Source organism: Citrobacter amalonaticus, assembly GCF_037053465.1.
GTDB classification, from domain to species: domain Bacteria; phylum Pseudomonadota; class Gammaproteobacteria; order Enterobacterales; family Enterobacteriaceae; genus Citrobacter_A; species Citrobacter_A amalonaticus_H.
The window spans coordinates 12,435-27,421 of sequence record NZ_JBALIF010000002.1; the positions used below are offsets into that span (position 1 = coordinate 12,435).

The following is a 14,987-nucleotide window of genomic DNA, read 5'->3' on the forward strand; positions in this document are numbered from 1 at the left end:
AACTAAACACTGTTGGGAGGATCACGGATGAGTCGGGAAACGTCAGATAACGAGCAATTGCTTAATGATGAATACAGTCTTCGCAAGCAGAAACTTCGTCAGTTACGCCAGTGCGGTAACGCCTTCCCCAACGACTTCCGTCGGGATTTCACATCGGATTACCTGCATCAGCAGTATGATGGGCTCAGCGCGGAAAAACTGAGTGCATCCCCTGTTACTGTCAGCGTGGCGGGCAGAATGATGACACGACGGGTGATGGGAAAAACGACCTTTATAACACTGCAAGATATGGGAGGCAGGATCCAACTCTATGTCACTACACAAGGAGTTGGCGACGAGCAGTACGAGCACGATCTTAAGATGTTCGACCAGGGGGATATCTTAGGCGCAACCGGCGTACTGTTTAAAACCCAGACGGGTGAACTGACAATCAAATGCAGTGCATTACGTTTGCTCACCAAAGCAGTGCGGCCCCTACCAGATAAATTTCACGGTTTAAGTGATAAGGAGCGTCGTTATCGCCAGCGTTATCTGGACCTCATCGCCAATGAAACGTCGCGACGCACCTTTGAGATTCGGTCAAAAATCCTCTCAACGATCAGAAATTTTATGCACGCCAGAGATTTCATGGAAGTTGAGACGCCTATGATGCAATTGATTCCGGGGGGCGCCTCCGCGCGCCCTTTCACAACTCATCATAATGCGTTGAACCAGGATATGTATTTACGTATCTCACCCGAACTGTACCTCAAGCGACTGGTTGTTGGCGGGTTTGAACGCGTTTTTGAAATCAACCGTAACTTCCGTAACGAAGGGATCTCCGTTCGCCATAATCCTGAATTTACGATGATGGAGCTGTATATGGCTTATGCGGACTATCACGATCTTATCGATCTCACTGAGGATTTGTTTCGCCATATTGCGCAGGAAGTGACAGGAAATACCCTGGTGAGTTACGGCGACCATACGTTTGATTTTGGACAACCCTTCGCGCGGCTAACCATGCGAGACGCTATCGTGAAGTACGCCCCCCATATCACTCATGACGAGTTGAAGTCAGCGACCCAGACAAAGCGAATTGCTGAGCAACAGGGAATTGTAGTTGAGCCAGGCTGGGGACAGGGACGAATCATTACAGAACTGTTTGATCTCGTCGCCGAAAAACACCTGGTTCAGCCGACATTTATTACCGACTATCCTGCCGAAGTCTCCCCGCTTGCCCGTCGCAGCGACAGCGATCCAGAATTCACCGATCGCTTTGAATTTTTCATTGGCGGACGTGAAATAGGAAATGGTTTTTCCGAACTCAATGATGCCGAAGATCAGGCTGAACGTTTTATGGCCCAGGTGGCTTCACGAGATGCCGGTGATGATGAAGCCATGTATTACGACAGTGATTATGTCACCGCACTGGAGTACGGATTACCACCTACGGCAGGATTGGGGATTGGTATTGATCGGATGGTGATGCTCTTTACCGACGCCTCTACCATTCGCGACGTGATCCTGTTTCCTACACTTCGGCCGCAGCATTGAGCCTTCAATAAAATGAAAGGATTGTGCAATGTTATTCTCCACGTTAACCACCAGACTGGATGCTTATGCTGTCTGAATGAACGTGGAGAATTTGTGATTGCAAAGCTGATGTCAGGAGACAAGATAGCGACGGGCGATCTGATTATTGATAACCATATGGCAACGGGGCCGATATCCGTCTTTAATGCCACACAGGATATCTGGCTTACTATCGATGTTCACTGCCGAACCTGCTCAGAAGAGTACGCAAAACACATATTGAAGACCTGGACAACAGCATGTTGAGCGAATGCAAATGAACCGGCCGGGTCGTTTCGCTTCGTACCGGTTAATGCCACGGCCCTGTTATTCTTAATTTCATGATTAAATTTATTATAAATCAAAGAAATGTTTCTGAGGCTTGCACTCTCGTCGACAGGACTTATCTTTAACGTAGTGCAGCATTTAGCTGCTTTGCGATAAACCGAGGAGTAGGACAATGGCAAAAGTTCTGGTGCTTTATTATTCCATGTACGGACACATCGAAACGATGGCGCATGCGGTCGCAGAAGGAGCAAAAAAAGTGGATGGCGCAGAAGTCATCATTAAACGTGTACCGGAAACGATGCAGCCTGACATTTTCGCCAAAGCTGGCGGAAAAACCCAAAATGCACCGGTCGCCACTCCGCAAGAACTGGCTGACTACGATGCCATTATTTTTGGCACACCAACGCGCTTTGGCAACATGTCTGGTCAGATGCGTACCTTCCTGGATCAGACAGGAGGACTTTGGGCATCCGGCGCACTGTACGGCAAACTCGCCAGCGTTTTCAGTTCTACTGGCACCGGCGGCGGCCAGGAGCAGACCATTACTTCCACATGGACTACACTTGCCCATCATGGGATGGTAATTGTCCCTATCGGCTATGCTGCGCAGGAGCTGTTTGATGTTTCACAGGTTCGCGGCGGTACGCCATACGGTGCAACGACCATTGCTGGCGGTGATGGTTCTCGCCAGCCAAGCCAGGAAGAACTCTCAATTGCACGTTATCAGGGCGAATACGTTGCCGGTCTGGCAGTGAAGCTCAACGGCTAATCTTCAACAGGAGGACAAGCATGCCAACTCAAGAAGCGAAGGCTCATCACGTCGGTGAGTGGGCAAGTCTGCGCAATACGTCGCCAGAAATAGCCGAAGCCATATTTGAAGTTGCCGGATATGACGAGAAACTGGCAGAAAAAATTTGGGAAGAAGGCAGTGACGAAGTACTGATCAAAGCCTTTGACAAAACGGATAAGGATTCGCTCTTCTGGGGCGAGCAAACCATCGAGCGTAAAAACGTCTAGTCCCTGTATTCCCCCGCAGTTGCGGGGGAATTCTTCACTTACTTCGCGGCTTCATTCAGCAGCGTGTCAAACTTGTCAATCGGACAGAATCCGTTGGCGTCAACGGGACAACCTTTCAGCTCCAGCGTCACACGTTGCGCAGGCGCTTTCAGCGTCAGGACATCCGCATTACGCAACTGCTGCGAGCTTTGATAGACATACTCGATCTTCATCAGATCGCGATTGGCTTTGCTGTCATGCCAGCGCTGGAAAACGATTTTCCCGCCAATCGGTGTACGCTCATACTGGTCATGTAACTGATACGGTTTGAAATCCAGCGCAGTCAGCAATGAAGCAATATTGGAGTCATGCCCTACCAGTAGAGTGATTTTCGGCGCTTTTGCCTGCCCGGTGACCAGCGCTTTATCGATATATTTCACCAGCGGTTTAGCCACGTTACGCGCGACTTCCGGTGACGTAAACAAGCTGTCCTGATAGCCATTTTTCAGTTTTGATAACACCTTCCATTGCTGATCGGATTTAATTTCGCCCCAGGCGACCTGATCCATCTGAAATCCTTCGTAATACTGCAGCGTGAAAGCGTCCACCAGCGAGTTACCGATTTTCAGCGGCCCAGAAACACTCGGCTCCTTCTCATAGTTGGCGCTGAAGGTATCTTTGGCTTCAGTCAAAGAACACTGCTGTTTTTGTTTACAGGCGGGAGAATCTTTGTAGTTGGTCATCTGCTCCAGCAGCTTGTAGCTGTCATCAAGCTGCATCTGACTGCGCTCTTTTTCCATGGCCTGCACCGCTTGCTCACGGAAGGCTGCCGAGTCATCGGTGATGACCGGGTTAAACGTCGGGTCCATGGTACCCATTTTTTCCTGATGATGGACCGGGACATCACAGCCAGGGAACGCCCCGGTGATAAAGAATTGTGCAGTGGCGACCGTCCGTTGCAGACTGTTGGCATAGGCATAAACTGTTTCAGAGGCCGGACACTCACCGGATTTCACCATCCCCTGCTCTGCCAGCCATTCGCGCATGTAATGGCCCATATACACTTCCAGTACGCCACCTTTGGTGGTGAGTTGTCCGCCGGGCACATCCCATTCAGGCCATTTATTTGGCGTGGACTGTTCCAGGACGCTCCCGTTATTCGCCAGCGGGGCGCGTAAATTGTGTCGACTCATCATCAATACTTGCTGAAGCTGGTAGCCTTCCGGCACCGTCTGAGCCTGAGCACCAGAAGACAGCATCACAACCCCGGCCACTGCGGCGGCAATTAACGATTTTTTCATCCCTTCGACCTCGTGTTGTTATTCATCATCCATAAGTGTGACAGATATATGACACTTTTCCGGGAACGGGACCGCAAAATGAGGGATATCATGCAGCGTTAATGGCTAATGCCGGGTTTCCCCGGCATCTTGATCAGTTCACGCTCGCCCACCACAGACGCATTATCATGCCCCAGTAGCTGGTCCAGCCGCTGGTTGTGGAAACCACCCGCCCCTTTGAGACGATCACCAGCGTCGGTGTGACGCTGATATCCCAACGACGCGAAAGTGATCCATCGGCATCATTCACCACCGGAAAGCTGAGCCTTTTGCGTGTTAACCAGTGCGAAAGGGTCTGCTCATCCCCTGACCGCAGCGCAATCGTCAGCACGTTCTTTCCCTCGGTCTGTAACCGGGCAATATCCGGTGTGGTATAGCGACACACACCACACCAGGTGGCCCAGAAATAGATTAGCAGTGGCTCTTTCTCACTCAGTGACGCCAGCGTTACGCTTTCGCCATCCAGTGTCTGCAGTGGCGTGCTGTCAAAAGAAGGTGGTGCCTGCGGCGCGCGCCAGACATCCATCAGCAGCATCCCGCCTGCCAGTATCACCAGCAGAATTAGCCCCTCACGCAACCATCGCCGCAATTTATTGACCATCAGCAGCCGCCAGTTTTTCTTTCACCACTTCTTCAAGAACGTCCCAGGAGACCGCGCCCGGAATCAGCTCATCGCCAATAATCGTCGCCGGTGTCCCCTGAACACCCACTAATCGTGCCAGTTGTAGATTCATACTCAGCGTTTCGTTACTTTTTTTATCCAGCGTGACCGGAGTGGCTCCTGATTTCTCCTGTGCCTGTTTGATGCTCACATCCGTGTGGTAGCCTCTCTTTTGCATTAACTTTTCATGTAGCGCAAGAAACTGCTGAGGATGCTCACGCCAGGTTGTGAGCGCCGTGCGGGCAGACAGAACGGAACTTTCGCCCTTGAACGGTAACGGCTTGATAATTACCGCCACCTCCGGGTACTTCGCCACGATTTTCTCCAGCAGCGGATCCAGTTGTTTACAGTAAGGACAGTTGTAATCGGTGAAATTCACCAGCGTCAGTTTTGCCTGTTTTGCTCCCAGACGTGGGCTGCCCGGATCGTTAAACAACTCCTCCTGAATCAATGTTTCGAGCTGTTTTTCCTGCTCTGGCGTAAACGGCGCAGGCGATTTGGCGAAGCTGAACGCGGTGAATAAGGAAAACAGTAAAATGATCAGCGATTTCATGGGGTCACTCCTTTTGCTTTCGCCAGCGTTTTTAACAGACCCTCACGGGTCAATAAGGTTGGCAACGCCTGCCCCTCAGGTAAACCGGGGCCATAAATTTGGTTATACGGCACAGCAACCTGGCCGCGTGATTTCAGAAAAGCGGTGATGTCATCAGAGGGTAATGTCCAGTCTCCGCGCAGCGCGACAACATCCGGTTGCTTTAAGGCCTCTTGCACATCAACGGTATTCAATACGTTGTATTTATTGACTTTGCAGGTGATACACCAGTCGGCAGTCACATCGATAAATACGCGTTTGTGCTGTACAAGCGCATCAGTAATCGCCTGTTCACTGAGTGGTTGCCAGTGGATGGTCTCTTTCAGCGCGTTCTGCCTGGTAAATCCAAGATGCGTAACCAGCAGTGAGGCCAGCCAGAGCGCCGATCCCAGCATCATCAGACCGAGCAGGCGTCGCACTATGTTCATCCAGCGTCCTGGACGGGGTAAACGAAGCGCCAGACCCGGACGCAGCGCAACCAGCAACCACGGCAGGCTCATCCCAATTCCGAGCGCCAGGAACAGTCCCCACAGTATGGGCAGAGATGCCGTCAGTGCGACAGCCACAGCCGTACCGAGAAACGGTGCGCTACAGGGTGTCGCCAGTAACGTGGCGAATGCGCCCTGCCAGAAATGCCCCGACAGCCCGTTGCCGCCGTACGTTGCCAGCCGGGTGGTCATTGATGAAGGCAAACGGAATTCAAACAGGCCAAACAGACTGGCGCTGAAAGCCAGCATCACCAGCATCATCACGCCAATAAACCACGGGTTCTGAAACTGGATCCCCCAGCCCAGTGCCTGATGGCTCAGGCGTAACACCGTCATTAACAGCGCCAGTGCCATAAAAGAGGCCAGGATACCGCACACCGAAGCCAGGAACTGGCGTCGCACCTGCTGTCGGCTTTTCTCTTCAACGAGCAGTATCGATCCCAGCTTCATTCCCAATACCGGCAGCACACAGGGCATCAGGTTGAGGATAAATCCCCCCAACAGCGCCATCAGGACCACCTGCCAGAGCGATGATCCGGCGTTGTCGGAGGTCGGCGCGTCGCCAACGATAAGCTGACTCTCCTGCGCCACACCGTTATCCACCAGTACCAGCGTGAGCGATTTGCCACGCAGATTGGGCGCGCCCTCCCCCCAGCTATCGTGAACCGGCACCCTCGCGTGAAGTTTCTCGCCCTCCACCTGGATAAGCGGTTTGGCAAAATCCGCATCGTCTACGCTATCGAGGAATAACGCGGGGGAAGACCAGCCTTCGCTGCGTTGGGCCTCAATGATTAACTCTCCGTCACGTGCTTCTGCGTTCAGCATCCGGGTCAAACCGTGCGCCAGAGGGATCCGACCCATCGCCTGCGCATAATCATGGGCAAAGCCCGCATTCTGCTGCGTCGGCGTGAGCGAAAACGGGTAGTCGGTCAGCAAACAGACATTGCTGCAAGTGGATAGCGTCAGCACACCATCCACCCTGTCAGGCGCCTTACCGCGAATATTCAGCGGGAAAGTGACTCGCTCGTGATAACCCTGAGTGGTGATATTCGCGACGTCAAAACGTGCCGGTGTCGGCCAGAACCACTCCACCTCTGGCATCTCGCCTTGCCAGGTGATGGAAGGCGCAACGCCGCCCTCACCCGGCGATCGCCAGTAGGTCTTCCAGCCGTTTTCCAGTCTGACATCAATCAGCAGACGCGTTTCACCCTGCGCTGACGTATCAGCACGCAATCGGACGCTGGCATGATCATTTTCCGGTGAGCGCAGCCAGCCGCGCTCAACCGCCCATGAAACAGGCAGCCAGAGTAATAACAGGCAGAGCAGTCCCTGCCTGAGTGCAAAAGTCATATTTTTTCTCCATAAATGATTAACGAACTGTTTAAAACAGCCGTTCAGTCATTCACGGAAAACACAGAATCGGAGATGGACCCGAAGTCCCGGTGGGGAAATGACGCGTTGAGGAAAGAACGGTAAGCGCACCGTCCTGAACGGGGTTAACACGGTGAGGAGTAAACAGAGCGCCAGAATCGCGCCTTCAAAAACCACTGGCGGCGAAGCAAGTAACGATTTCGCGCTAAGCTCGCACGGCGTTATGGGGGATGTGTCATCGGCCTCAGGCGCGGGCGATTGTGTCGTCGTAACAGCAATGGTCTCCATCTGCAACGCGTGCAGACCCGCCATGCGCTGCGCGGTGCAGACCATCACCACGACACATGCCAGGCAGAAGAACCACCATCCCATCCGTTGACGTTTCGCCATTACACCCTCACTGATTAACGCGAATCATCTTAGCGGCTGAGGCATTTTACGCAACCTCTGGGCTGTAAAGTTATGTGGAGTTCGAAGGTTGGCATCCGCTTGCAACAGGATTACCCTACACTTACTGATGAAACCTTTTCAGGGATCCCTTCAGCCTGTATTGATTAACCCGAGAGAACGCTATGGAATTAAAGGATTATTACGCCATCATGGGCGTGAAATCGACGGACGATCTCAAGACTATCAAGACCGCTTACCGCCGACTGGCACGCAAATACCATCCCGATGTCAGTAAAGAACCCGACGCCGAAGCCCGCTTCAAAGAGATCGCTGAAGCCTGGGAAGTGCTGAGTGATGAACAGCGCCGCGCCGAATACGATCAGCTCTGGCAGCACCGCAATGACCCGCAGTTTAACCGTTCGTTCCGGCAGGGTGAGAGTCAAAGCTATAACGCCGAAGACTTCGACGATATTTTCTCCTCTATTTTTGGTCAGCACGCTCGCCAGTCACGCCAGCGGCCTGCCAGCCGTGGCCATGACATTGAAATCGAAGTTGCAGTTTTTCTTGAAGAAACCCTCAACGAACATAGTCGGACCATCAGCTACAACCTGCCCGTCTATAATGCGTTTGGCATGATAGAGCGTGAGATCCCGAAAACCCTGAACGTGAAGATCCCGGCAGGCGTGGGCAATGGTCAGCGAATTCGCTTAAAAGGCCAGGGCACTCCGGGAGAAAACGGCGGACCGAACGGCGATTTGTGGCTGGTTATCCACATTGCGCCTCACCCCTTGTTTGACATCGTTAATCAGGATCTGGAAATTGTCGTCCCCCTTGCGCCATGGGAGGCTGCTCTGGGCGCGAAGATTGCAGTCCCGACGCTGAAAGACAGTATTCTGGTCACCGTTCCACCCGGTAGCCAGGCCGGTCAACGTCTGCGTATTAAAGGAAAAGGTCTGGTCAGTAAAAAACAGACCGGTGATTTGTACGTCGTGCTCAAGATCATGATGCCGCCAAAACCTGATGAACGCACGGCTGCGCTATGGCAACAACTGGCGGATGCACAGTCAGGATTTGACCCACGCAAAGATTGGGGGAAAGCATAATGGCTAACGTCACTCTCACCTTTACCGTCACGGAGTTTTGTCTGCATACCGGTGTGACGGAAGAAGAGCTTAACGAAATCGTCGGCCTGGGCGTGATTGAGCCCTATGCCGAGTCGACGGACACCTGGCAGTTTGACGACCATGCCGCCATCGTGGTGCAGCGTGCCTTGCGACTTCGCGAGGAGCTGGCGCTTGACTGGCCGGGAATCGCCGTGGCGTTGACGTTACTGGAAGAGAATACGCGGTTACGTCAGGAAAATCGTCTGTTGCGCCAGCGTCTCTCGCGTTTTATCGCTCACCCCTAATTTGAGGGCGGCATAAGCTGCCCTTTTAGTTATTTTTCCGCCATGAGCCAATGGGGAAAAACGACCGGGCAGGCATGAACGCAAGCCGGATAAATCCTCATCCGGCTTTTTTATCTTTACTCTGTCTTTGACTCTTCAGAGATGCCATCTTCGATAAAATCTTTATCGAGTTCATCCGCATTTCCTTCATGATCGCGCCCGGAAAGGATGTTCCAGCAGGCGATGAACAGCGCGGCAACCAACGGACCGATCACAAAACCATTGATCCCATAAATTTCCATCCCTCCCAGAGTGGTAATAAGTATCAGATAATCGGGCATTTTAGTATCTTTACCCACCAGAATCGGGCGCAGAATGTTATCCACCAACCCGACCACCACCACAAAGAAGCCAACAATGAAAAATCCTTGCCACAGTTGCTGCGTCGAGAAGAGGTAAATAGCCGCCGGTACCCAGATAATCGCCGAACCGACTGCGGGGATGAGAGACAGAAACGCCATTAAAGCCCCCCACAGGATGCTGCCATCAATACCCACGATGTAAAACGCAATCCCGCCAAGTGTGCCCTGCACGATAGCCACAACCACGGTACCTTTTACCGTCGCCCGGGAAACGGCGGCAAACTTGGCAAACAGATGCTGCTTGACGAAATTCGACAGCGGTAATGAGTCCAGGATCTGACGCACCAGAAACGGGCCATCTTTGAGAAGGAAAAAGAGTAAGTAGAGCATCACGCCAAAGCTGATGGCGAATCCAAAGGTTCCCTTACCGATCAGAAAAGCGCTACCCGCCAGATATTGCCCGCCTTTTAACGCCACATCAGACAACTTCTGCTGAATTTTTGCGGCGCTATCCAGATCGTGATCGGCAAGAAACGACCTCGCCCATTCCGGCATATGGGCAAACAAACTCGCCACCACTTCCGGAAACTGAGCATCGTTATGCTGCAGTTTGACGTACACCACATTCAGTTCGACGGCGAGCGAAGAGAGAATTAACATCAAGGGGATAAACACAATCAGACAGATAATGCCGAGTGTCAGCAATGACGCCAACCCATTGCGTTCCCCCAGTGCTGTTCGCAGTTTGTTTTTCACCGGGTAGAAAATCACCGTCAGAATCGCGGCCCAGAGAATGGCGGAGAAGTACGGAGACAGCACGTCGAAAAACGCCCATGTCACCATGGCGAGCAGGAAAAGGAAAAAACCTTTAGTCAGTCCGTTAAAACGCATAAGGAAATCCTGTAAACAAAGAAACTCACAGGACTATAGGACTGATTGCGGATTTTACAAAGTCAGTGGGAAGAAAACCGCATGCAGGGCATTCACGCTCAGTGGCGACCGACACCCCGTTTTTAAAAACGGATCGGGACCACTCTTTTCAGTCAGTAGGTAACGCTACGCCACATCGTAAAAACATAAAAAGCGGTTATATTTTCAAAGAAAACATACCAGACACTAATTTCAAACCACGAATAATTCAAAATACAAATACGATTAGCATATTTTATATATTTATTTTATTGTTTGCTGAAAATTCACCCAAAATAACCTCATCCCCATTTGAGTCTTCCTTTTACTTATCCCCTCATCAAAATGCAAAAAACCTTAACAGCATGTAAATAGTCACAGAAAAACATTAAAATATCTCTTTGATTTTGAAAATAATTACCTCCTGCAATAAAACAAGCCTGATGCTAATTCCCAAAAGAAAACATTTCGCTTTGCCCGAACGGCTAAAGTCACTGATAATGCGTACGTCCGTATCCTAAAAATGGCGTAATATTCTCTATGCTACATTTATTTGCTGGCCTGGACTTTTATACCGGGTTTATGCTGTTACTTGCACTTGTCTTTGTATTGTTTTACGAGGCAATTAACGGATTTCACGATACGGCTAATGCCGTTGCGACCGTCATCTATACCCGCGCAATGCAGCCACAACTGGCAGTAATTATGGCGGCGGTTTTCAATTTTTGTGGCGTTCTGCTGGGCGGGCTCAGCGTGGCCTATGCCATTGTGCATATGCTACCCACGGATTTACTACTCAATATGGGATCATCGCATGGACTCGCGATGGTCTTCTCCATGCTGCTGGCAGCGATTATCTGGAACCTGGGCACCTGGTATTTTGGTCTGCCCGCCTCCAGTTCCCACACGCTGATTGGTGCAATTATTGGTATCGGGTTAACTAACGCGCTAATGACCGGGACATCGCTGGTTGAGGCGCTAAACATCCCGGCCGTGTTGAATATCTTTGCGTCGCTCATCGCTTCTCCGGTCGTGGGGATGGTGATTGCGGGCGGTCTGATCTTCTTGCTTCGCCGCTACTGGAGCGGGACGAGGAAACGTGCGCGTATCCACCGTATTCCTGAAGAACGGAAAAAGAAAGGCGGTAAAAAGAAGCCTCCTTTCTGGACGCGAATTTCGCTCATTTTCTCCGCCGCCGGTGTTGCCTTTTCGCATGGCGCGAACGATGGTCAGAAAGGAATAGGCCTGGTGATGCTGGTACTGGTGGGGATCGCACCCGCCGGTTTTGTCGTTAACATGAACGCGACCGGCTACGAAATTACCCGGACCCGTGACGCAGTGAGCAGTCTGGCGGTTTACTTCCAGCAGCATCCAGATCAGCTAAAACAGGTGATCGACAACGCCCAGCCTCTCGCGACGCCGGCGGTGGATATCGCACAGCAAAAGACATTTCATTGCCACCCAGCGAACACCATGGATACGCTTAACCGGGTCATGACGCTCTTACCTGCTAATGCCGAAAGTTACGATACCCTAAGCATTCCACAGCGAAGTCAGTTGCGGCGTATCATGTTGTGCATCTCCGATACGGCAAATAATGTAGCGAAATTGCCAAACCTGAGCAGCAACGATCGGCATCTTCTTAAACGGCTGAAAACAGATCTGCTGAGCACGATTGAATACGCCCCGATCTGGATAATCATGGCGGTCGCGCTGGCATTGGGTATTGGTACCATGATTGGATGGCGTCGGGTAGCAACGACAATCGGCGAAAAGATCGGTAAAAAAGGGATGACCTACGCCCAGGGAATGTCCGCCCAGATTACAGCCGCGCTCTCTATCGGGCTTGCCAGTTATATTGGTATGCCGGTCTCCACTACCCATGTGCTCTCTTCTGCCGTTGCAGGAACAATGATTGTGGATGGTGGAGGATTACAGCGAAAAACCGTTACCAGTATTGCGATGGCCTGGATATTCACCCTGCCCGCCGCGATTCTGCTTTCCGGATCCCTCTACTGGCTTTCCTTACAACTTATTTGAAGTGACTGAACAGGTATAAAACGCCCGGTTTACAAAACTGGGCGTTAAACGCAGGAAGAGTTTACTGAAGGGGCTGGTGTAACGTCGGCTGATCATCAGAACGGCGATAATAACCCCGGGAGGTCATGAAATCTGCTATCGCTCTTTCCGCATCCATCAGCACCTCGTCAAGAGACTTATTGGCATCAATATTGACCAGTTGCGCACCGCCAAATGTCAATTGCGGTGTGACCACGATTTTCTTAGCCAATGATTCTCTGCGGTGATCGGGCTTACGTGCGCAAGCCACATCCAGATCCACATTCAGCTTTATCACCAGGTCAGGCTGATGACTGGCCATCCAGCGAAATGCTGCACGTTCAAGCTCTGCCATCCAGGAGACGAAACGACTTCCTGGCGCATTAACTGGAAAAACGGTGCCATCGTACGCGCCGGGAATTTGTATCTGAGGGTAACGATCAGCTAATACAATTAATCCACGACGACGACATGACAGCATGTGACGAAAACGCCACAACCGCCGCAGCACAAAGGACATGATCACTAAAGCGGGTATGGGCCCCGGTAATTTCTTTGCCGTTTTCACCTTGTTACGTTCAATTACTTTACCTAATGAATTCCCCATTAACGGTAATTTAACGACGGCGCGCCCAACATTTCCGGCCTGCTTTCCTAAATGAACTTGTTCAGCAGGGCCATATTTCTGCAAGCAGGTAATTAGATATTCACAAACCGTTGACTTCCCTGAACCATCGCTGCCAATAACAGCTATCAGCGGAGGTTTTATTGATTTCATAAATACACCTTCACTTTAAATATCCACCATGAATATTTTCTTGTTAATTTATTTCAAAGATATAACTGGTAATACTAAAACGACAATTAGCCATTGTCACAACTTCGCTGAACAGATATTCTGAGCACAGAACAGACATTATACAATCATTTCTTTAATACTGGATTTTTCGTGAGTCAATATACAATTCCCACTATTAATCCCCCATACGTACGGGTGATTGCAATAGTCGGCTGCGATGGTTCTGGTAAATCAACCCTGGCAACTAGCCTGGTTAATCATCTGGCATTACGCATGCCGACAAAACTGCTTTATCTCGGGCAGTCTTCTGGTCGTATTGGCGAATGGATCGAACATTTGCCATTAATCGGGACTGCTTTCAGCCATTATCTGCACAAAAAAGCGGAACGCGTACACCAAACGCCATCTGCCCCACCCGGTAACGTAACTGCGCTGGTGATTTTTCTCCTTTCCTGCTGGAGAGCGTACAAATTCCGCAAAATGTTGGCTCAGAGTCGTCAGGGAACATTATGCATCGTCGATCGCTATCCCCAGGCAGAAGTGCCTGGGTTCCGCTTCGACGGGCCACAGTTAGCAAAAACCACCGGTGGGAATCATTGGGTGCGCTTCCTGAGAGCACGCGAAATCAAATTGTATCAATGGATGGCATCCTGGCTGCCTTTGCTGCTGATCAGGCTGGATATTGATGAACAAACCGCATTCTTACGTAAGCCTGACCATCAACTTTCCGTGCTTCACGAGAAGATTGTCGTCACGCCGCATCTTACGTTTAACGGAGCGCCGATCCTCGAACTGGATGGTCGTGGAGCGGCGGACAGCATCCTGAAGGAGTCATTACGTTCAATTCAGACTGTCCTTAACGATCCCCGGATCGGGTTCACAATTCCCTTTTGAGACTGAACGACATGGATATGAATACGTCAAGCGCGCTCAATTCAACACAATCTGAATACATCCCTGGACTCATCGCCGTGGTCGGCTGCGATGGCACCGGTAAATCAACGCTGACAACCGATCTGGTAAAACACCTGCAGAAAAAATGGGTAACCGAGCGTCGATATCTGGGGCTCGTCTCAGGAGAAACAGGCGATAAAATCAAACGTCTGCCGCTTATTGGAACCTGGCTTGAACGACGCCTGGCTGCTAAATCCTCAAAAACGCAAAGCATGAGTACCCGGGCGCCAGCCCTGTGGGCCGCCATCATTATGTATGGTTTTTCATTACGTCGCAGGGCCAATTTAAGAAAGGTACGACGACTGGCGGAAAGCGGTGTTCTGGTCATTAGCGATCGCTATCCCCAGGCGGAAATTTCTGGCTTTCACTATGACGGGCCGGGCATTGGCGTAGAGCGTGCGACGGGATGGGTGAAATCGCGCATGGCGAAGCGCGAGTCGCGTCTCTATCAGGAGATGGCGCAGTATCGCCCCGAGCTTATCATCCGCCTGGATATTGACACGGATACGGCATATTCCCGTAAACCCGATCACGACGTCAACGAACTGCGAGACAAGATAGACACGATGGTGAAGATTACCTGGAACGGCGCCAGGATTCTCGATCTCGACTCCAGAGCCCCCTATCGCGAGGTTCTGGAGAAAGCGCTAGAAGCTGCATCCAACGCAGCGGCAGATTCCCATCGTAAGAGCGCCATTGCATGACAACGCCATTGAATCTGCCTGGAGCCGGGTTGCTCCCATTGCAAAATTTTTTTTGAATTCAGGTGCGGCAATGGCTGCAATCCTGAAAATTTGTGCTGGGCGGGTTTGCCCCTGCTGAGTATTTATCCATCTGG

At 51.3% G+C, this 14,987-nt stretch carries 15 protein-coding genes; 8 read left to right on the forward strand and 7 right to left on the reverse strand.

All coding sequences use genetic code 11. From position 1 onward, the window contains the following. Window positions 1–27 precede the first annotated feature (27 nt). The 3 genes from lysS (at window position 28) to WB371_RS02905 (ending at window position 2,859) form a co-directional block, all read left to right on the forward strand. Window positions 28–1,536 carry a lysine--tRNA ligase gene (gene lysS / locus WB371_RS02895; protein WP_336218629.1) on the forward strand — a complete coding sequence of 503 codons (1,509 nt, stop codon included), beginning with the start codon at window positions 28–30 and terminating at the stop codon, window positions 1,534–1,536. 478 nt (window positions 1,537–2,014) lie between these two features. After that, window positions 2,015–2,611 (forward strand): NAD(P)H:quinone oxidoreductase, encoded by a 597-nt coding sequence (gene wrbA / locus WB371_RS02900; RefSeq protein WP_336218630.1) that lies wholly within the window; start codon window positions 2,015–2,017, stop codon window positions 2,609–2,611. A gap of 20 nt (window positions 2,612–2,631) precedes the next feature. Continuing rightward, a complete protein-coding gene (locus WB371_RS02905; protein WP_336218631.1) occupies window positions 2,632–2,859 on the forward strand; it encodes a YccJ family protein in 228 nt (75 codons plus the stop codon). Window positions 2,860–2,897: 38 nt separating this feature from the next. Here the strand turns inward: WB371_RS02905 and agp are convergent, their stop codons facing one another. The 5 genes from agp to WB371_RS02930 form a co-directional block, all read right to left on the reverse strand. Then, window positions 2,898–4,139 (reverse strand): bifunctional glucose-1-phosphatase/inositol phosphatase, encoded by a 1,242-nt coding sequence (agp, locus tag WB371_RS02910; RefSeq protein ID WP_336218632.1) that lies wholly within the window; start codon window positions 4,137–4,139, stop codon window positions 2,898–2,900. A 133-nt stretch (window positions 4,140–4,272) separates the two neighbouring features. Next, on the reverse strand, window positions 4,273–4,779 hold the full coding sequence (locus tag WB371_RS02915) for a protein disulfide oxidoreductase (protein ID WP_336218633.1): 507 nt from the start codon (window positions 4,777–4,779) through the stop codon (window positions 4,273–4,275). Then, window positions 4,769–5,392: a DsbA family protein gene (locus tag WB371_RS02920; protein WP_336218634.1), complete on the reverse strand. Its 624-nt coding sequence runs from the start codon at window positions 5,390–5,392 to the stop codon at window positions 4,769–4,771. Before WB371_RS02920 ends, WB371_RS02915 begins: the two co-directional genes overlap by 11 nt. Then, a complete protein-coding gene (locus tag WB371_RS02925) occupies window positions 5,389–7,269 on the reverse strand; it encodes a protein-disulfide reductase DsbD domain-containing protein (protein ID WP_336218635.1) in 1,881 nt (626 codons plus the stop codon). The genes WB371_RS02920 and WB371_RS02925 overlap by 4 nt, the downstream gene beginning before the upstream one ends. Window positions 7,270–7,317: 48 nt before the next feature. Next, window positions 7,318–7,680 (reverse strand): copper resistance protein, encoded by a 363-nt coding sequence (locus WB371_RS02930; protein ID WP_336218636.1) that lies wholly within the window; start codon window positions 7,678–7,680, stop codon window positions 7,318–7,320. A gap of 182 nt (window positions 7,681–7,862) precedes the next feature. On the opposite strand from WB371_RS02930, the gene cbpA reads away from it, so the two are divergent. Further along, on the forward strand, window positions 7,863–8,783 hold the full coding sequence (gene cbpA / locus WB371_RS02935) for a curved DNA-binding protein (protein WP_336218637.1): 921 nt from the start codon (window positions 7,863–7,865) through the stop codon (window positions 8,781–8,783). Then, entirely contained in the window at window positions 8,783–9,088 is a 306-nt protein-coding gene (gene cbpM / locus WB371_RS02940) for a chaperone modulator CbpM (protein WP_336218638.1), read from the forward strand. The genes cbpA and cbpM overlap by 1 nt, the downstream gene beginning before the upstream one ends. Window positions 9,089–9,204: 116 nt before the next feature. Here cbpM and WB371_RS02945 read toward each other — a convergent pair whose 3' ends face one another. Beyond that, entirely contained in the window at window positions 9,205–10,320 is a 1,116-nt protein-coding gene (locus tag WB371_RS02945; protein WP_336218639.1) for an AI-2E family transporter, read from the reverse strand. A 558-nt stretch (window positions 10,321–10,878) separates the two neighbouring features. Here WB371_RS02945 and pitA point away from each other — a divergent pair. Further along, window positions 10,879–12,378 carry an inorganic phosphate transporter PitA gene (gene pitA / locus WB371_RS02950; RefSeq protein ID WP_336218640.1) on the forward strand — a complete coding sequence of 500 codons (1,500 nt, stop codon included), beginning with the start codon at window positions 10,879–10,881 and terminating at the stop codon, window positions 12,376–12,378. Between the two features lie 61 nt (window positions 12,379–12,439). Here pitA and WB371_RS02955 read toward each other — a convergent pair whose 3' ends face one another. After that, a complete protein-coding gene (locus tag WB371_RS02955; protein ID WP_336218641.1) occupies window positions 12,440–13,174 on the reverse strand; it encodes a dTMP kinase in 735 nt (244 codons plus the stop codon). Window positions 13,175–13,345: 171 nt separating this feature from the next. Here WB371_RS02955 and WB371_RS02960 point away from each other — a divergent pair, with 171 nt between their 5' ends. Continuing rightward, window positions 13,346–14,089, forward strand: coding sequence for a hypothetical protein (locus WB371_RS02960; RefSeq protein ID WP_336218642.1), 744 nt, complete (start codon window positions 13,346–13,348; stop codon window positions 14,087–14,089). A gap of 11 nt (window positions 14,090–14,100) precedes the next feature. Further along, entirely contained in the window at window positions 14,101–14,853 is a 753-nt protein-coding gene (locus WB371_RS02965) for a hypothetical protein (RefSeq protein WP_420704026.1), read from the forward strand. Window positions 14,854–14,987: the final 134 nt, after the last annotated feature.